We start from the raw sequence: 17765 nt of genomic DNA on the forward strand, positions 1-17765 counted from the left end.
CGCACAGATGCGCCAACCAGTCCTCAAACAGCCCCCCGCACAGCACATGCCTGCACGGACGCACCACACCGAACATCCTCCGGGCACTCCCCCCACTGGATGGACCGCGACAACACACACGGACGCGATCTTCCATGGATCGGTTCCGGCTCTTCTGAAAGTCCGGGCCGACCAGGGCGCCGGCCGACGGGCGCGGTCAGCGCCTGGCCGGGCCGTTCGGCAGCGTCCGCGCCACGCTCGGCGCTCGGCCGACGGCAGCGTGGCGTCGCGTCGCTGAGAAGGGCGAAGTGCCCGGCGTCCCCGGCACCACAGCGTCGATCGGTCAGCCGCATCGACGACGCGGGGCGGCCGCCGGGACGGCCGAAGCGTCCGAACCGGACGACGCGTTGGGGAGATCATCCATGCCGCGTCACCGTAAAGCAATGCGTTGACTCTCCGACCGTCGGGCTTCACGGCCCTACCCCGCGAGCGGTCGGAGCACCGTCACTTCACCGGCTGGAAGGACGGCCACTCGGTCAGCCGCCGTCGGCAGGTGACGTACAGCGAACGTTGTCGACTCGTCGCACTGCTCCTGCACCTGCGTGGCCGCAGCTCAGATGGAGACGGGGGCTCGCGCCGCTTCGCCGGGCGTCCGCACACCGCTGTTGGATCGCATCACGGCACATCCGCGTCGCGACGCCGCCTGTCTCGTGGTGATCGCCAGGCGCGGAATCCCGCTTCACCGCCGAGCCGTGCCCGGCGACGGACGAGTCCCCGCGGGGGAGGGCGTCAGTCGGTGATTTTGATGCGGATCCGGCGGAAGCCGCGGCCCTTGTTCTCGACCTTGGCGACCGTGATGCGACCGATCTGGCGGGTGGAGGCGACATGGGTGCCGCCGTCCGCCTGGGTGTCCAGGCCGACGATGTCGACGATGCGCACGTCCTCGACCTCCGGCGGGACGAGGTTGGTGGCGGTGCGGATGATGTCGGGGATCGCGAACGCCTCGGCGCGCGGCAGCGTTTTGACGTCGATGCGCCGGTCCTTGGCGATCTCGGCGTTGCAGGCCTCCTCGATCGTCTGCTTGAAGCCCGGCGGCACCTCGGGAAGATCGAAATCCATCCGGGCGACCAGCGGCTCCATATTGCCGCCGGTGACGGGGCAGCCGTAGTCGCGGAAGACCACGCCGCACAGCAGGTGGAGCGCCGAGTGGGTGCGCATCAGAGCGGTGCGGCGTTCGTCCTCCACGGCGCCGCGCACGGACGTGCCGACGGGCGGGATCGGATCGCCTTCGACCGGGATGAGCCGCAGGTCGTCGCCCTTGCGGACGCCCGCGATGCGGGTCTGGACCCCCTGCCACAACAGCACGCCGTGGTCCGGCGGCTGCCCTCCCCCGCCGGGATAGAACGCCGACCGGTCGAGAACGATGCCCTCGGCGTCGGCGTCGAGCACGACCGCGTCCCATTCGCGCAGAGTCTGGTCGTCGAGTTCGAGACGGGCGGTGCGCCCATGGTGGTACGACCCCATGTACCGACTCTAGGCGGAGCATGGGGCGGCGGAGGCGCAGACGCGGCCTCTTTCACAATCACCACCTCGGCCACATGCGGCCTCTGGGACGGGCAGGGCGCGGGTGGGATCGGGAATTGCCCGGCCGGGACGCGGATGAAGATCCATAAAAGCGCGAACCGCAGGTCGGAAATCCCTGACCTGCGGTTTCATCGGTACCCCCGAGCGGATTCGAACCGCCGTTACCGCCTTGAGAGGGCGGCGTCCTAGGCCACTAGACGACGGGGGCCTGTCTTTTGTTCGGCCTTTGCGATCTCTCGCTCGGGCCTCGCCCAGCTTACCGGACGATCTCCTTTTGTTCGAATCGATTCTCGGTGAATCGCTTCGGACCAAGGAGGCGGGTCTTACCGATCAAGATCGGGGGGGACCCAGCTGGGGTACCAGGACTCGAACCTAGACTAACTGAACCAGAATCAGTCGTGCTGCCGATTACACCATACCCCACTGTGGTACGGCTCCCCGCCGAGGTTACCCGGCCGGTCGCTCGCGCCTCGAAGAGAATACAGGAACCGGGGACCGCGGACCAAAACGATTAGCCGACAGGCGGTGCGGCAGTGGCCGATGGGGCGCGGTCACGCAGCGACGAAGGCCCGGGGCGGGAGGGCGTCGCCCCGGAGGCGGGCGCCCCAACGCGTTCAGCGGCGGGTGAAGTCGGGCGGGCCGATGTGGTCGTGGCCCCATTCGACCAGGGGGCGCAGCCGGCGCCAATACTCGCGCACCCGGTGCACCACCTCGGGGGTCTCCATCCAGGGGTCGGCGGGCCAGCCGTGGTGGGCGTACAGGGAGCGGTGCCGCAGCAGGTCCAGCCGGGGATGGTCGGCGGGGACGCCGCGCGGCCGGGTCTTGAGCCGGTCGCCCGCGATCTGTAGACCGGCCGCGCGCAGCTCGTCAACGATGGCCTGGAGCTGCTTGCCGGGCGGCCCCTGCACGGCCTCCCGGTAGCACCGCAGCTGCTCGGGCGTCGGCGCGTACATGCCGCCAGCCACCATCAGCCCGTCGGCGTCGATCTGGACGTAATACCCGCCGACGTGCGCGCCCTGGTGGGTCTTGTAGGGCGTCTTGTCAGGCGAGAACCGCAGGTCGCGGTAGGGGCGGAACAGCTTGGCCGCCCCGAACTCCTCCTCCAGCTCGGCGCACAGCGCCAGCATGGGTTCGCGCACGCAACGCTCATAGGCGTCGCGGTGCGCGGCCCAGTAGCTTTTGGAGTTGTCGGCGAGGAGCCCGGCGTAGAAGTCGAACGCCTCGCCGGGAAAGCCGGTGAACGTCACGGCGCCCCCTCATCCCCGGTCACGACGGGTCCACGCTACGCGCCGGGTACGACGGAACGGGCTATTCGCGGGCCACCACGCGGTTGGTGAGCTCGCCGATGCCCTCGACGCGCACGGTGACCTCGTCGCCGATTTCCAGCGGGCCGACCCCGGCCGGGGTGCCGGTCAGGATGACGTCGCCGGGCAGCAGCGTCATGACCTGGCTGACGTACTCGACCAGCGCGGGGACGTCGTGCAGCAGCAGCGAGGTGCGGGCGTCCTGGCGGACCTCGCCGTTGACGGAGGTGCTGATGGCCAGGTCGGACGGGTCGACCTCGGTCTCGATCCAGGGGCCGAGCGGGCAGAAGGTGTCGAAGCCCTTGGCCCGCGTCCACTGCCCGTCCTTCTTCTGCAGGTCGCGGGCGGTGACGTCGTTGGCGCAGGTGTAGCCGAGGATCACCTCGGGGACGCGGGAGGCGGGCACCTCGCGGCACATCCGACCGATCACCACGGCCAGCTCGCCCTCGTAGTCGACCCGCTGCGACAGCTTCTCGGGGTAGGCGATCGCCTCGCCGGGGCCGATGACGGCGGTGGACGGCTTGGCGAAGATCACCGGTTCGGCGGGGGGCTCGCCGCCCATCTCCCGGGCGTGGTCGGCGTAGTTCTTGCCGATCGCGATGACCTTGCTGGGCAGGATCGGCGCCAGCAGCCGTACGTCGGCCAGCGGGTACCGCACGCCCGTGAAGGTCAGCTCACCGAACGGATGGGCCGCGACCGCGGCGACGGTGTTCTCTTCGACCACCCCGAAGGACATGCCCTCCTCGGTGGAGAACCTGGCGATGCGCATGTCCGGAAGCCTAGTACGGGTCCCGGAACGTCCCGTCCAGCAGGTCACCCGCCCGGACAGCCCCCAAGAGGCGCATTTTCCACCGCGCCGCGGTGCTGAGGCCGCCGCAGGATCGGCCGTCAGAAACCGCACGGAGAGCCGTTCACCCGGCAGTTCTCGAGGTCGGAGGGGGTGCCCTCCGCGCCGAACCGCACCTGCCAGGTGGCGCCGACCGGGATGGGCCGGGCGCCTTCGACGTTGCGGATCTCCACCGCGGACCCGCCGCGCACCAGCCGTCCGCCCCAGATGTTCTTGACGTTGGCGCCGGGCACCTCGAAGGTGATCCGCCAGTTCGTCAGCGGCGCGCCGGTCCGGTTGGTCACGGCGAACTCGCCCTCGAAGTAGCCGGGGTCCTGCTGGACGACCTGGTAGGTGATCCCTTCGCCGCGGACCAGGGGCCCGGGCGGCGGCGCGGACAGGGGCGGCGGCTCGTCGGCCGTGCCCGCGGACGGATCGGCCCCGCCGGACCCGGGCGCCTGCGAGGACGGCTGCGCGGCCGCCCCCGGGGACTCGGACGGCGCGGGCTCCTCGGCGCCCGGGGACGACGACGGCTGCGCGGACGTCGGGGTGCCGCCGCCCGGCGCCGTCGGGGACGCGGCCGGCGACCGCCGGGTCGCCTCGGGCCCGTCCTCACCGCCGCCCAACGTGAACACGACGACACCGGCCGCGGCGACGACGGCTACGACCGCCAGCACGACGGCCGGCACCAGCAGGCGCCGCTTGCGGTTCGGTGTTTCGAAGGCCGGGTTCGCCGACACGTCGGGGGCCGGGTTCGCCGGCACGCCGAGCGGCGGGCTCGGGGACTCGATGTGCGGCCCGGTCGGCGCGTTGTCCGCCTTCGGCGTCTGACCGTCGGGCTGCGGCTCCGCGGGGGCGGCGGGCATCTCGGCCATGGCGGATGCCAGCGTGTACGGGGTGGGTGGCACTTCGCCGACGGCGGACTGCTCGCCGGGCTCGCTGCTCTCGGCCTCGGAGCCGAACTGCATCGTCCACGGCTCCTCACCCGACGCAGCAGCCGACTCACCCGTCGCCGCCTCAGAAGAGCGGCCGGCGGAAGCCGAGCGCCCGGACGGGCCGTCCACCGACGTGACGTCAGGGGTTCGCGGCGCATCCTCGACGGCGTTGCCGCTCTCGGCCGCGGAGCCGAACTGCATCGTCCACGGCTCCACGCCCGGCACGGTGGCCGACTCGTGCGTCGCCGTCCCGGCGGCGCGGTCGGCGCGGTCGGCACGGGCGGGGCGCCCGGAGGGGCCGTCCACGGACGTGGCGTCAGGGTCCGGCGAGGCGTCCACGGCAGTGCTGTCGGCCTTGATTCTGGGGATACCGAACTCGGCCGTCGTCCGGTGGTCCGGGGGCGCCTGTCCCGGTTCGTGACCGCTCACCTGCGTCACCTTTCCGCACTGCGTCGTCTACTGACGATGCGACGACGGGCGGACGCGACCGGTTCAGGGTCGCCGGAAATCGGACCTTCAGGATGTGGCGGCAGGTTCGGGCACACCGCGCCGCGCGGCCCGCCGCTGGTGGCGGTTGAGCATGTCGGTAACCAGTTCGATGGCGTCCGGGGCGGCGGCGTCCCGGCCGCTGGACGCGCAGGCCACCGACAGCCAGCGGGTCGCCTCGGCCAGCAGCACGTCGCAGGCGCCGGGCGGCCGTTCGTCGGCGAGCCGTCCCAGCACGTCCACCAGCGCCAGCGCGGCGCGCGGATGGCCGGACTCGGCGGCGCGCCGGAGCCATCCGGCGGCCTGCTCCAGGTCGCCCTCGCTCTCGTACAGCGTGCCGAGCCAGTAGGCGAAGTCGGGCCACTCGCTGAACGCGCCGTCCTTCGCTCTCCCCGCCGGACGCGGGTCCCCCAGCGGCTGGGGACGCGAGGAGGGGACGGACATGACGGCGCTCCGGAGTTTCGGTCACAGGTCTCGACGGCTCGGCGTCAGCAGACGTCAACAGACGGCGACACCGGCCAAGCTACATATCGTGGCGACCGGCATCCCGTTTCGCCACTGATTTGCCGGCTTTGGCAACAAGCCGGCAAAGACCTCGCCGGGCCGTCCGCAGACCGTCCCCCCGCAGGCGGCGCGAGCACCGAGCCGCGTACGGTTGTGGTGATCGCCGACAGGTTCGACCGAAGGGGCGTGACCGTGTCCGTCGTGAAGATCAACGTGCTGACCGTCAGCGAGGAGATGCGCGCGGAGCTGGAGAAGCGCTTCGCGGGCCGGGCGGGGCTGGTGGAGTCCGCCGACGGGTTCGAGCACTTCGAGCTGCTGCGCCCCGTCGAGGGCACCGACCGTTACCTGGTGTACACGCGTTGGCGCAGCGAAGAGGATTTCGAGCGCTGGACGCAGAGCCAGGCCTTCCAGCGCGGCCACGCCCAGGCGGCCGCGGACGCCGAGCGCGCGGGCGGCCACGGCCACGGCCACGGCCATGGGCACGGGCACGGCGGTCCGGCGGCCACGGCGGCCGAGCTGTGGAGCTTCGAGATCGTCGAAGAGGCCGACCCCAAGCCCGCGTCCGGCTGAGCCGCCCGGCGCGCCGCCGCGCCCGCGCCCGGGCGGTCAGCTCGCCTCGTAGCCGGCGTGCAGCAGGCAGTAGGTGACGGCCTGCTCCAGGGCCTGCCAGGACGCGGCGATGACGTTCTCCTCCACGCCGACGGTGCCCCACTCGCGGTCGCCGTCGGTGGATTCGATCAGCACGCGGGTGCGGGCGCCGGTGCCGTGCGCGCCCTCCAGGATGCGCACCTTGTAGTCGACCAGCTCCAGCCGGGCCAGCTCGGGGTAGAGCCGCTCCAGGGCCAGGCGCAAAGCGTTGTCGAGCGCGTTGACCGGCCCGTTGCCCTCCCCGGTGGCGACGATCCGCTCGCCCTTGGCGTGCAGTTTGACGGTGGCCTCGGTGACCATGGAGCCGTCGGGGCGGCGCTCCACGATGGCCCGCCACGACTCGACCTCGAAGTGCCGCTGCCGCACCCCGGTCAGCTCCTCGCGCAGCAGCAGCTCGAACGAGGCGTCGGCGGCCTCGAAGGTGTACCCGGCCGACTCCAGCTCCTTGACGCGCTCGACGACCTTGCGTGCCTTCTCCCCCGACAGGTCGTAGCCCAGCTCGCGGCCCTTGAGCTCGACCGAGGCGCGGCCGGCCATGCTGGACACCAGCATGCGCATGTCGTTGCCGACGGCGGCCGGGTCGATGTGCTGGTACAGGTCGGGGTCCACCTTGACCGCCGAGGCGTGCAGCCCGGCCTTGTGCGCGAACGCCGACACCCCCACGTACGGCTGCTGGGAGCCGAGCACGACGTTGGTGACCTCGGAGACGGCGTGCGCGATGCGGGTCATCTCGGCCAGCTGCTCGTCGGACACCAGCCGCATACCGCGCTTGAGCTGCAGGTTGCCGATCACGGTGAACAGGTTGGCGTTGCCGCTGCGCTCGCCGTAGCCGTTGGCGCATCCCTGGACGTGGGTGGCGCCCGCCTTGACCGCGGCCAGCGAGTTGGCGACGGCGCAGCCGGAGTCGTCGTGGCAGTGGATGCCGACCCGGGCGCCCACGCCCACCACCTCGTGGACGATGTCGGCCAGCTCGTCGGGGAGCATGCCGCCGTTGGTGTCGCACAGCGCGATCACGTCCGCGCCCGCCTCGGCGGCGGTGCGCACGACCTCCAGCGCGTAGGCGGGGTTGGCCCGGTAGCCGTCGAAGAAGTGCTCGGCGTCCAGGAAGACTCGTTGGCCCTCCGCACGCAGGTGGGAGACCGTGTCGCGGATCATCGCGAGGTTCTCCTCCAGGGTGGCGCGGAGGGCCAGTTCGACGTGCCGGTCATGGCTCTTGGCGACGAGCGTCACGACCGGCGCGCCGGATTCGCGCAGGGCGGCCACCAGGGGGTCGTCGGCGGCCTTCGTGCCGGGTCGGCGGGTCGCGCCGAACGCGGCGAGCTGCGCGTGCTTCAGGCCGAGCTCGGTGCGAGCCCGCCGGAAGAACTCGGTGTCCTTGGGGTTGGCGCCGGGCCAGCCGCCCTCGATGAAGCTCACGCCGAGGTCGTCCAGGTGGCGCGCGATGGCGAGCTTGTCGCCGACGGAGAGGTTGAGGCCCTCCTGCTGCGCGCCGTCCCGCAGCGTGGTGTCGTAGACGTGGAATCCGTCGCCGTGCATGTCGCAGTCCCCTCCAGGGATGGAAAGCAGCCCCGCCGGAATAAAAAAGACCTCTCACGGACGTGAGAGGTCTGCGCGCCGGCGGTGTCCCGAAATCAGTCGCCGGCGCGCCAGCCGATAATGACAAGGCTGAGGCGCATGGTGGTCACAGTCTGCCACATCCGCCGCGCTGTTGAGACATCGGTCTCGCCTGATGAGACGGATGTGCCCTTTTGTGACCTATGCGCCGGAGGGGACCGCGGACGGTCAGCAGATCTTGTGGACCCAGCCGTAGGGGTCGGGGCGGTTGCCGTACTGGATGCCGATCAGCTCCTCGCGCAGCCGCATGGAGACCGGGCCGGCCTCGCCGTCGCCGATCGTCCAGGCGCGGTCGGCGGCCTTGACGCTGCCGACCGGGCTGATCACCGCGGCGGTGCCGCAGCCGAACACCTCGGTGATCTCGCCGGACTCGCAGCCCGCCTGCCACTCGTCGATGCTGATCTTGCCCTCCTCCACCGGGATGCCGAGGTCGGGGGCGAGCTTGAGCAGCGAGTCGCGGGTGATGCCGGGCAGCAGGGTGCCGGTGAGGGCGGGGGTGAGCAGCCGCGCGTCGGCGCCCGAGCCGTACACGAAGACCAGGTTCATCGACCCGACCTCCTCGACCCAGCGGTGCTCGATCGCGTCCAGCCAGACCACCTGGTCGCAGCCGTGGGCCACCGCCTGGGCCTGCCCGGCGAACGAGGCGGCGTAGTTACCGCCGGTCTTGGCCTCGCCGGTGCCGCCGGGCGCGGCCCGGGTGTAGTCCTGCGACAGCCAGACCGACACCGGCCGGATCCCCTTGGCGTAGTAGTTGCCGGACGGGGAGGCGATCACCACGAACAGGTACTCGTCGGCGGGGCTGTTGACGCCGAGGGCGCGGGTGGTGGCGAACATGAACGGCCGCAGGTAGAGGCTGTGCCCCTCCCGGGTCGGCACCCAGTCGCGGTCGGTCTCGACCAGCAGTTCCAGCGACCGGACGAACAGCTCCTCGGGGATCTCCGGCATGGCCATGCGGCGGGCCGAGCGGTTCATGCGGGCGGCGTTGGCGTACGGGCGGAAGGTGACGATGGACCCGTCGGCCTGCCGGTACGCCTTGAGCCCCTCGAACAGCTCCTGCGAGTAGTGCAGGACCTGGCTGGCGGGGTCGAGGGCGAGGGGGCCGTACGGTTCGAGCCGGGCGTCGTGCCAGCCCTTCCCCTCGGCGTACCGGATCGTGATCATGTGGTCGGTGAAGTACTGGCCCCATCCGGGATCGGCCAGGATCGCCTCGCGCTCGGCGGTGCTGCGCCGCCGCTCGGAGAGCCTGATGTCGAAGTCCAGCGTGCTGCTCATGGTGGGTCCTCTCCCGGATCGCCCGCCCGGCCCCGTCGCCGTCCGGGCATTCCTATCCTCATTGTTGTACTTCGTCCAGCCCTGCTCCCTATCGCGGCGCACGCGAAAAACCGGGCGCGCCGCGTCGGCGCGCCCGGTGCTGTGGCTTGTCTCGCGTAAGCGGTCCGGCCGGGGCGCGCCCTAGCCGGCTACTCGCTCGGCGATCGCATCGCCGATCTCGGCGGTGCCCCGGGCGGGGCGGCCGCGGCGGGCGGCAAGGTCGTCGGCGACGGCCTGCTCGACCCGGCGGGCGGCCTCGGGGGCGCCGACGTGGTCCAGCAGCATGGCCACCGACAGGATGGTGGCGGTCGGGTCGGCCTTGCCCTGCCCGGCGATGTCGGGAGCGCTGCCGTGCACCGGCTCGAACATCGACGGCGCGGTGCGGTCGGGGTTGACGTTGCCGGAGGCGGCCAGGCCGATGCCCCCGGCGATGGCGGCGCCGAGGTCGGTGATGATGTCGCCGAACAGGTTGTCGGTGACGATCACGTCGAACCGCTGCGGCGCGGTGACGAAGAACATGGTGGCCGCGTCGACGTGCACGTAGTCGGTGGTGACCTGCGGGTACTCCTGGCCGACCCGCTTGACGACGCGCTGGTACAGGTCGCCGGCGAAGGTGAGCACGTTGTCCTTGTGCACCAGGGTCAGCTTGCGGCGGGGCCGGGAGGCCGCCTGCTCGAAGGCGTACCGGACGACGCGCTCGACGCCGTAGGCGGTGTTGACGCTCTCCTGGGTGGCGATCTCCTGCGGGGTGCCCCTGCGCAGGACGCCGCCGACGCCCGCGTACGGGCCCTCGGTGCCCTCCCGGACGACGACCATGTCGACGTCCTCGGGCTTGACCCCCGACAGCGGCGTGCTCATGCCGGGGAACAGCTTGACCGGCCGCAGGTTGACGTAGTGGTCCAGCTCGAACCGGGCCCGCAGCAGCAGCCCGCGCTCCAGCACGCCGCTGGGCACGCTGGGGTCGCCGACCGCGCCCAGCAGGATCACGTCCTGGCCGCGCAGCTCCTCCAGGACCGAATCGGGCAGCGTCTCGCCGGTGCGGTGCCAGCGGGCGGCGCCCAGGTCGTAGGAGGTCTGCTCGAACTTCAGGTCGTGCGCCGGAGCGACGGCGTCCAGAACCTTCAGGCCTTCGGCGACGACCTCGGGGCCGATCCCGTCGCCGGGGATGACGGCCAGACGGATGCTGCGGGATGCCATGCGCGCACTCTACTGCAAACGTCTCAGTTCCTGAGCATCGGTCTCACTTTGTGGGATGGATGTCTCGTGTTCGGCGCCCTCCGCGGTGCGCTCCGCGGGTGGCGCCGCCCCTGCTCAGCGCGGTTTTGAGGGGGCGCCGCCCCCCGGTTCGGCGGAGGAAGGGGGCGGCGCCCCGCTGCGGGGGCGGGTCGCGCCCTGGTCAGCCGCAGGACGTCCCGTTGACGGCGTACGCCTGCGGTTGGGGCGTGTCGCTGCCGTTGGCGGTGAAGCCGACGTTCACCGTCTCACCGGCCTCCAGGTCGGCGTTCCAGGACGGGCCCTTGACCGTGACCGTGGTGCCGCTCTGGCTGAACTCGGCGTTCCACCCGCTGGACACCGTGACGCCCTGCGGGACGTCGAACGTCAGCGTCCAGTCCCGGAACGCGGTGGAGCCGGTGTTGGTCACGTCCACGCTGCCCTGGAAGCCCCCGGACCAGCGGTTGACGACCGTGTAGGCGACCTCGCAGGCGTCCGAGCCCGTCGGCGTGTCCGTGGGGTCGCCGCCGTCCCCGGGCGTCGGCGGGATCAGGTACGGCTGCAGGATGCTCTGCTTGGCCTGGTTCACCGTCGTCCAGTCGTCGTTGAGGATGCCGCCGGTGTCCCCGGAGTTCGGGTTCCAGGACCAGTAGGTGAAGCTCATCCCCGTGACCCCGGTGCCCGTGTAGGCGAGCAGCCTCTCCAGCCACACCTTGTCCTTGGGGTCGGCCAGGGTGGTGCCGAACTCGCCCAGCAGCAGCGGGGCGGTGTTCTGCTTGTAGAGGTAGCCCCACTGCTGGTCCCAGATCGCGGGCAGGTTGTCGGGGAAGTCGGCGGCGTCGAACCAGGGCTGGCGGTAGACGGAGATGCCGTACTCGTGCGGCGAGTAGACCAGCCGGTTGGGCACGTCCAGCCGCACCGGGTACTCCCCGGCCTTCGACAGGTTGCCGCCCCACCAGCCGCAGTGCTCGTCGGGGATGTCGTCCCAGGAGTTGGGGTTGCCGCCGCTGGGGCAGCTCACACCCTCGACGAAGATCAGCCAGTTGGGGTTGACCGACAGGATGGCGTTGCCCGCGCGCTCGGCCGCCAGCCGCCAGTCGCGGGCCGGGTCGCCGCAGCCCCAGCACGCGCCGGTGCCGCCCGGGTCGGTGCCGTCGGCGTGCGGCTCGTTGTGCAGGTCGGCGCCGATCACGGTGGGGTTGCCCGCGTAGCGGCGGGCCAGCGCCTTCCAGTCCTCGATCCACGTCGTCTCGGAGACGGCGGAGGTGTACCACAGCGCCGACTGGCCCGCGCTGGTCGGCCGGTGCCGGTCCAGGATCACCCGCATGCCCTTCTGCCCGGCGTAGGCGATCACCTTGTCGAGGATCTCCAGCGGGTGCAGGCCCACCAGGTCGGGGTTGGAGACCGCGTCGACGCTGGTGGCCTGGGCGTCCGGCTTGAGCGCGTCGTTGGAGTACGGCACGCGCAGGGTGTTGTAGCCGAGCTCGGCCATCTGGTCGAGCATCGACCGGTAGCCGCGTGACCACAGGCCGTGGAAGGTCTTGTTGTCGGTCTCCATGCCGAACCAGTTGATGCCGGTCAGCCGGACCGTCTGGCCGGTGGCGTCCACGATCCGGTTGCCGCTGGTGCTGAGGTAGCCGGTGCCGGTGCCTGCCGGGGCCGCGGCGGCGCCCGGCGGGCGGAAGAGCACGGCCGTCAGCGCGGCGGCCACCAGGCTCAGGCAGACGGCCAGCGCGGCCACCGCCCGCGCCACCGGTGGTCGTGTTGCTGGGGGACGGGTCATGGCTCGGGCGCCTCCAAGTCGGAGAACAGGTCGGGAAACAGGTGGGAAGGCGAGTGCGGTCGCGGTGCGCGGTTCGTGGGAGCGAACGCGGAGGGCGAATCGCCGGAGATTGTGGGAACACGCCGTCCGCACGGTCAACGAACCCCGGACCGGGCGGCGGATTTTCACGCCGCCCGCCCGCACGGCACCCGTTTCACCTCGCAAAGCGCCGCCGCGTCCGGCACAGCGCCCTTTCACGGGCGGACGCGCCCCCGCCACCACCCGCTCCGCCACAGAACCCGAACTTGACGTTGAACCGCCGCAAAGGGGACGCTCTTCTCGACAAGTGCACATCGAGGCGACGGTGCGCAGGAACCTGGTGCGAATCCAGGACGGTCCCGCCACTGTGACCAGGGAGCCTCCCCCACTCACGACCACGGCCGCACGCCCGGCTGGAAGGTCGGCGGGAGGCGCTGATCTGGGAGTCAGGACACTGACCCGTCGTCCTCCCGCAACCGGGGCGAGTGAACCCCGTGAGGAGATTTTCAAGATGGCCCAGACCGCCGTTCCGTCGACGCCTGCCGGCGAGCGTCCCGCACCCGTCCGCATCCCCCTCCGCCAGGTCCTGCCGTGGGCGGTGTTCGCCGCGGTGCTCGGCCTGGTGCTGATCTACTTCGTCGGCGCCGAGCAGGGCGCCACCTCCCTCATCAGCGGCAACTGGGTGCACGAGTTCACCCACGACGGCCGCCACCTGCTCGGCTTCCCCTGCCACTGACGGGCGGGCGGGTCCGCAGATGATGAGGACACTGCTGGTCCGCGGCATGCTCGCGGGGCTGGCGGCGGCCGCGCTCGCGCTGCTCGTCGCCTGGCTGTACGGAGAGCCGCAGGTGGAGCACGCCATCGCGTTCGAGGAGGCCCACGCCGCCCATGAGGGGCACGGGGGGCACGAGGACGAGGTGGTCAGCCGCACGGTGCAGAAGACGGCCGGGCTGATCACCGCGCTCGGCGTGTACGGCGTCGCGCTCGGCGGGCTGTTCGCGATCGCGTTCGCGGTCGCCTACGGCCGCGTCGGCGCGTTCGGCGCCCGCGCCACCGCCGCGCTGGTCGCGCTGGGCGGGTTCGTCGCCGTCGAGCTGGTGCCGTTTCTGAAGTACCCGCCGACGCCCCCGGCCGTCGGCAATCCGGACACGATCGGCGGCCGCACCGCGCTGTACTTCGGCATGGTGGCGCTGGGCGTGCTGTCGGTCGTCGCCGCCGTCCTGGTGTTCCGCCGCCTGCTGCCCAAGCTGGGGGCCTGGAACGCCGCGATCGCCACCACGGCGGGGTTCGCGGTCGTGCTGGCGCTGGTGTACCGGCTGACACCGAAGCCGGACGCGGTCGCCGACGGGTTCCCGGCCACGGTGCTGTGGGACTTCAGGATCGCGTCGCTGGGCGTCCAGGTCGTCCTGTGGGCGACGCTGGGCCTGGTGTTCGGCGTGCTCGCCGAGCACTCCTTCCAGCGGCGGCCGTCACCGGCCGCCATGGCGGCCTGATCGACGCGCCCTCCTGCGCCGTGCCGGACGCTCAGGCGCGGCGCAGGAGGGCGCAGTCGCCGCACATCTCGCCGCCCGGCGGCACCCGGTAGTACAGGCAGCAGCTCCGGCGGACGAACCCGGCCGGGGTGAACGAGCCCGTGCCCGCCAGCGGCGCATGCCCGAACAGCTCCCGCACGAGCGTCCCGACCGGCTCGGCCAGCTCGGGGCGGAGCGCGCCGGCGCGCAGCGTCCCGGCGAGGGCCGCCGCCGCGTCGCCCCACAGCAGGCCGTCCGCGAGCCGGACGACCCGCAGCAGCGTGGCGCGCAGCGGCCGCAACTGCCCCTCCACGACCGTGCGGTGCACGAGCCTCGCGGTGGCGGCGGGGTCGCCGGCGGCGCGCCAGCCGCCGGGGTCGGCCAACCAGAGCGCGATCGGCGCGCCGGGGGCCCAGCGCCAGTGCAGCCCGGACAGGTCGGGCACGACGCCGTGCGCCGCGGCCGCCACCACGGGTGACCACAGCCGCGACGCCAGCCCTTGGAAGAGGATGGACGCCGCCACCCGGCGCTCGGAGGTGCCCAGCCGCCGCGCGTAGGCGTCGGTGAGCCCGCCGAGCCGCGCCGGGTCGGGTTCGGGCAGGGGCCGCCAGGCGGGGTCGGCCGCTTCGGCGGGGTCGGTGGCGATCTGGAAGTAGGGGCCCAGCCGGGCCGCGTCCGCCAGCGCCCGGCGGACCTCGTCCGCTCCCGCCCGGTCGAATGCCGCCATGTCGGCGATCATTCCAGGCGCAGGGCCCGTCCGGCGGGAGCGGACCGCGGGTCAGCGGGCGGAGCGGCCGCCGTTGTCGCGGCGGTCCAGGGCTGTCTGCAGCGCGCGGGCCGCCTCCTCGGCGGCGTCGTCGGCGGGCGTGGGCGTGTTGCCGGAGTCGCTCATGATCGCTAGTCCTCGTGGTGGTTCGTCGGAAAAGTGGGCGACGGGCTTACGGCCGGCATCCTGCTCCGCGGCGGGTCGCCGGCCTGCCGTGTCAGGCCCCGCCGCGGCGGCGAAGGATGCGTACCACCAAGCGCATGACCCTGACCACGTTACCGGCCCGATTCCCGGAATGTCCCGATCCGTGGCCGAACTTTCCGAATACTGAGACACTCCGCGAAGAATCCGCAGGTAGGGGGTGTCCTGGACATGGCTGGGGCGGGCGGAGTGCGCCGAGCGCGCTCCGCCCGCCCCTGCCGAGGTCGGCCGCCCGAGATCAGCCGTCGAGGTCGACGCGGCGGCCCATCTCGGCACCGATCTCGTCGCGGATCACGTCGATGAGCTGGGTCGGGATGGCCGAGTCTACGGTCAGCGCGATCAGCGCGGTGCCGCCCTTGGCGTCCCGGCCGACCTGCATGCCGGCGATGTTGACGCCCTGGTCGCCGAGCAGCCGACCGACCACGCCGACGATGCCGGGCCGGTCGCTGTAGGAGAAGAACGCCATGTGGTCGGTCGGCGACAGCTCCATGTCGTAGCCGTTGATCTCCACGATGCGCTCGTAGTGCTTGGGGCCGGTGAGCGTGCCGGAGACCGAGACCACCGTGCCGTCGCCCATGGTGCCGCGCACCTGGACCACGTTGCGCCAGTCGGGGCTGTCGTCGCTGGTGGTGAGGGTGATCTCGACGCCGCGGTCGCGGGCCAGCAGCGGGGCGTTGACGAACGTCACCGACTCCTCGACCACGTCGGCGAACACTCCCTTGAGCGCGGCCAGCTCCAGCACCTTGACGTCGTGCCCGGCGATCTCGCCGCGCACCACGACTTCCAGCCGCACCGGCACGCCGCCGGCCAGCGCGGTGAAGATGCGGCCGAGCTTCTCGGCCAGCGGCAGGCCGGGCTTGACCTCCTCGGCGACGGCGCCGCCCTGCACGTTGACCGCGTCGGGCACGAACTCGCCGGACAGCGCCAGCCGCACCGAGCGGGCCACCTGGGTGCCGGCCTTCTCCTGCGCCTCGTGGGTGCTGGCGCCCAGGTGCGGGGTGACCACCACGTTGTCGTGGTGGAACAGCGGGCTGTCGGTGCACGGCTCGGTGCTGAACACGTCCAGGCCCGCCCCGGCGACGCGGCCCTCCTTGAGCGCCAGGTCGAGGGCGGCCTCGTCGACGATGCCGCCGCGCGCGGCGTTGATGATGCGCACGCTGGGCTTGACCATGCGCAGCTCGCGGTCCCCGATCAGGCCGAGGGTCTCGGGGGTCTTGGGCAGGTGGACGGTGATGAAGTCGCTCTCGCGCAGCAGCTCCTCCAGCCCGACCATGCGGACGCCGAGCTGCGCGGCGCGGGCCGCCTGCACGTAGGGGTCGTAGGCGATGACGTTCATGTCGAACGCGGCCAGCCGCTGGGCGACCAGCACGCCGATGCGGCCGAAGCCGAGCACGCCGACGGTCTTGCCCTGCAGCTCCACGCCGGTGTACTTGGAGCGCTTCCACTCGCCCTGCTTGAGCGCGGCGTGGCCCTGCGGAACGTTCCGGGCGGTGGCCAGCAGCAGCGCGATCGCGTGCTCGGCGGCGGTGACGATGTTCGACGTCGGGGCGTTGACGACCATCACCCCGGCCTTGGTGGCGGCCTCGACGTCGACGTTGTCGAGGCCCACCCCGGCGCGGGCCACCACGCGCAGCTTGCTCGCGTGCTGGAACACCTCGGCGGTCACCTTGGTGGCGCTGCGCACGATCAGCGCGTCGACGTCGGCCACCGCCGGCAGCAGGGCGGCCCGGTCGGACCCGTCCACGTACCGGACGTCGAAGTCGGCCTCCAGCTCGGCGATTCCGGCCGGGGAGAGTTCTTCTGCGACGAGGACGACAGGCTTGCTCAAGGAAGATCCTTCGGAAGATGTCGGGCAGATGAAATCGCGAGTCACCCCGTCGTGCCCCCGCACCTACCGAGTTTAGACCCCCCGGCCCGCGCGCCCCGACGGCGGTGGAGACACATCCGCATACGCCCGGAATAGACCCTTACGTCACCTCCGGAAGCCGCCGCGGGCGCCCGCTTGCGCCGCGGCCCGCCCGCCTATACTGCCGGTGCCCCCAGTTGCCCCCGTACCCGTCCCTCACGAACCCGCCTCGCCCGGTACGCCCTCCCCGCGCACCCGGCGGCCGGACGTCATGCCGCGTTGGGCTCGGGCAACGCGGTCAGGATCCGCGCGACGCGCTCGGTGTCGGCGACCCTCAGGTACGGGACGTCGACGAACACCCGCATCGGGCCCGGCGGCAGGCCCAGCTCCTCGGCCACCTCCAACTGGACCTCCCGCAGCGGGACGTAGGACAGGTAGCCCCGGTAGACGTTCTGCGCCCGGAACATCGCCGTCATCATCAGCGTGTAGGCGCGGATGCGGAACGACAGCGCCACCAGGCACGGCGCGGCGTCCCGCGGCTCGCACGGCACGGCCAGGGAGATCCACGCGCTGGTGGTCCACGGCCGGGCGCGCAGCAGGTCCACCACCCAGCGCACCTGGTCGGCGCCCTGCAGGTCGCGCAGCCGGGCGCACTCGCGCTCGGCCGCCGCCGACGGCCGCCCCCGCCCCTCGGCCCCGTGCCGCCCGCCGTCCGGATCCTCCCCGTGCTCGCGCAGGATCGGGTCCTGCCACGTCAGCGAGGTCACCTCGAAAACGATCGGGGGCCCCTCGATGATGGCCCCCCGGTCGTCCATGCCGGCCTCTCCGGCCGTCCAGACGTGCCGCAGCACCGCGATCCACGCCCTGCCGCAGGAGTCCCAGCGCCGGACGGCCCGCTCCTTTGCCGCGGCCACCTCACGACTCCTCGCCGCAATCGGGTCCGCGCGCCGCCGGAATCGGAGAAAAATCTCCCCCCCACAATGCGCGCCCGGTATTCATCGCCGGGCAGCAGCGCCCGCCGGGAAAATGATCGCCACCCATGAGCATCCGCCCCAAGCGTCACGGCGAACGCGGACGCGGACCGGTGTCGGCGCTGGTGCGCCCGGCGTGTCGCGTTCGCCGCCCGTATTTTCTTCCAGTATCGAGCAAACATGACGCAATTGGTAGGGCGAAAATGACCGGCCGGATCTTCACCGGGATTTCTGACGATCGTGACCGGCGAGGCTTACCGATCCCG

At 72.0% G+C, this 17765-nt stretch carries 15 protein-coding genes, 2 tRNA genes and 1 riboswitch; of the genes, 3 read left to right on the forward strand and 14 right to left on the reverse strand.

Annotated elements, in window-relative coordinates; genetic code table 11:
* Nucleotides 1–768 precede the first annotated feature (768 nt).
* The 7 genes from QSK22_RS26145 to QSK22_RS26175 form a co-directional block, all read right to left on the reverse strand.
* Entirely contained in the window at nucleotides 769–1503 is a 735-nt protein-coding gene (locus tag QSK22_RS26145; RefSeq protein WP_285497033.1) for an alanyl-tRNA editing protein, read from the reverse strand.
* A gap of 195 nt (nucleotides 1504–1698) precedes the next feature.
* Nucleotides 1699–1771, reverse strand: a tRNA-Glu gene (locus QSK22_RS26150).
* Between the two features lie 143 nt (nucleotides 1772–1914).
* A tRNA-Gln gene (locus QSK22_RS26155) sits at nucleotides 1915–1986 on the reverse strand.
* 191 nt (nucleotides 1987–2177) lie between these two features.
* Complete coding sequence (locus tag QSK22_RS26160) at nucleotides 2178–2810, reverse strand: DUF2461 domain-containing protein (protein ID WP_285497034.1); 633 nt, start codon at nucleotides 2808–2810, stop codon at nucleotides 2178–2180.
* Between the two features lie 61 nt (nucleotides 2811–2871).
* The gene (locus QSK22_RS26165) at nucleotides 2872–3636 is read right to left on the reverse strand and encodes a fumarylacetoacetate hydrolase family protein (RefSeq protein ID WP_285497035.1); all 765 of its coding nucleotides are present in this window, start codon (nucleotides 3634–3636) and stop codon (nucleotides 2872–2874) included.
* 119 nt (nucleotides 3637–3755) lie between these two features.
* Complete coding sequence (locus QSK22_RS26170) at nucleotides 3756–5057, reverse strand: cellulose binding domain-containing protein (protein ID WP_285497037.1); 1302 nt, start codon at nucleotides 5055–5057, stop codon at nucleotides 3756–3758.
* A gap of 87 nt (nucleotides 5058–5144) precedes the next feature.
* Nucleotides 5145–5558 (reverse strand): SEL1-like repeat protein, encoded by a 414-nt coding sequence (locus QSK22_RS26175; RefSeq protein ID WP_285497038.1) that lies wholly within the window; start codon nucleotides 5556–5558, stop codon nucleotides 5145–5147.
* A gap of 252 nt (nucleotides 5559–5810) precedes the next feature.
* On the opposite strand from QSK22_RS26175, the gene QSK22_RS26180 reads away from it, so the two are divergent.
* Nucleotides 5811–6188: an antibiotic biosynthesis monooxygenase family protein gene (locus QSK22_RS26180; protein ID WP_285497039.1), complete on the forward strand. Its 378-nt coding sequence runs from the start codon at nucleotides 5811–5813 to the stop codon at nucleotides 6186–6188.
* A gap of 36 nt (nucleotides 6189–6224) precedes the next feature.
* Here QSK22_RS26180 and cimA read toward each other — a convergent pair whose 3' ends face one another.
* The 4 genes from cimA to QSK22_RS26200 all read right to left on the reverse strand — a co-directional run bounded on the left by cimA (nucleotide 6225) and on the right by QSK22_RS26200 (nucleotide 12186).
* The gene (cimA, locus tag QSK22_RS26185) at nucleotides 6225–7802 is read right to left on the reverse strand and encodes a citramalate synthase (RefSeq protein WP_285497040.1); all 1578 of its coding nucleotides are present in this window, start codon (nucleotides 7800–7802) and stop codon (nucleotides 6225–6227) included.
* A 246-nt stretch (nucleotides 7803–8048) separates the two neighbouring features.
* Nucleotides 8049–9152: a branched-chain amino acid aminotransferase gene (locus tag QSK22_RS26190; protein ID WP_285497041.1), complete on the reverse strand. Its 1104-nt coding sequence runs from the start codon at nucleotides 9150–9152 to the stop codon at nucleotides 8049–8051.
* 180 nt (nucleotides 9153–9332) lie between these two features.
* Nucleotides 9333–10388 (reverse strand): 3-isopropylmalate dehydrogenase, encoded by a 1056-nt coding sequence (locus QSK22_RS26195; RefSeq protein ID WP_285497042.1) that lies wholly within the window; start codon nucleotides 10386–10388, stop codon nucleotides 9333–9335.
* Between the two features lie 199 nt (nucleotides 10389–10587).
* On the reverse strand, nucleotides 10588–12186 hold the full coding sequence (locus tag QSK22_RS26200) for a cellulase family glycosylhydrolase (RefSeq protein WP_285497043.1): 1599 nt from the start codon (nucleotides 12184–12186) through the stop codon (nucleotides 10588–10590).
* Between the two features lie 306 nt (nucleotides 12187–12492).
* Nucleotides 12493–12681, forward strand: a riboswitch (cobalamin riboswitch).
* 34 nt (nucleotides 12682–12715) lie between these two features.
* On the opposite strand from QSK22_RS26200, the gene QSK22_RS26205 reads away from it, so the two are divergent.
* Together QSK22_RS26205 and QSK22_RS26210 are read left to right on the forward strand one after the other, a co-directional pair.
* On the forward strand, nucleotides 12716–12940 hold the full coding sequence (locus tag QSK22_RS26205) for a CbtB domain-containing protein (RefSeq protein WP_285497044.1): 225 nt from the start codon (nucleotides 12716–12718) through the stop codon (nucleotides 12938–12940).
* Nucleotides 12941–12959: 19 nt separating this feature from the next.
* On the forward strand, nucleotides 12960–13697 hold the full coding sequence (locus QSK22_RS26210; protein ID WP_285497045.1) for a CbtA family protein: 738 nt from the start codon (nucleotides 12960–12962) through the stop codon (nucleotides 13695–13697).
* A gap of 31 nt (nucleotides 13698–13728) precedes the next feature.
* Here the strand turns inward: QSK22_RS26210 and QSK22_RS26215 are convergent, their stop codons facing one another.
* From QSK22_RS26215 to QSK22_RS26225, 3 genes are all read right to left on the reverse strand, one after another.
* Nucleotides 13729–14442 carry a (2Fe-2S)-binding protein gene (locus QSK22_RS26215; protein ID WP_285497046.1) on the reverse strand — a complete coding sequence of 238 codons (714 nt, stop codon included), beginning with the start codon at nucleotides 14440–14442 and terminating at the stop codon, nucleotides 13729–13731.
* A 478-nt stretch (nucleotides 14443–14920) separates the two neighbouring features.
* Complete coding sequence (serA, locus tag QSK22_RS26220) at nucleotides 14921–16510, reverse strand: phosphoglycerate dehydrogenase (RefSeq protein ID WP_285497047.1); 1590 nt, start codon at nucleotides 16508–16510, stop codon at nucleotides 14921–14923.
* Nucleotides 16511–16797: 287 nt separating this feature from the next.
* Nucleotides 16798–17442, reverse strand: a complete 645-nt coding sequence (locus QSK22_RS26225) for a thymidylate synthase family protein (protein ID WP_285497048.1) — start codon at nucleotides 17440–17442, stop codon at nucleotides 16798–16800.
* Nucleotides 17443–17765: the final 323 nt, after the last annotated feature.

The organism is Actinomadura sp. NBRC 104425 (assembly GCF_030269545.1).
In the GTDB taxonomy this organism is placed as follows: domain Bacteria; phylum Actinomycetota; class Actinomycetes; order Streptosporangiales; family Streptosporangiaceae; genus Spirillospora; species Spirillospora keratinilytica.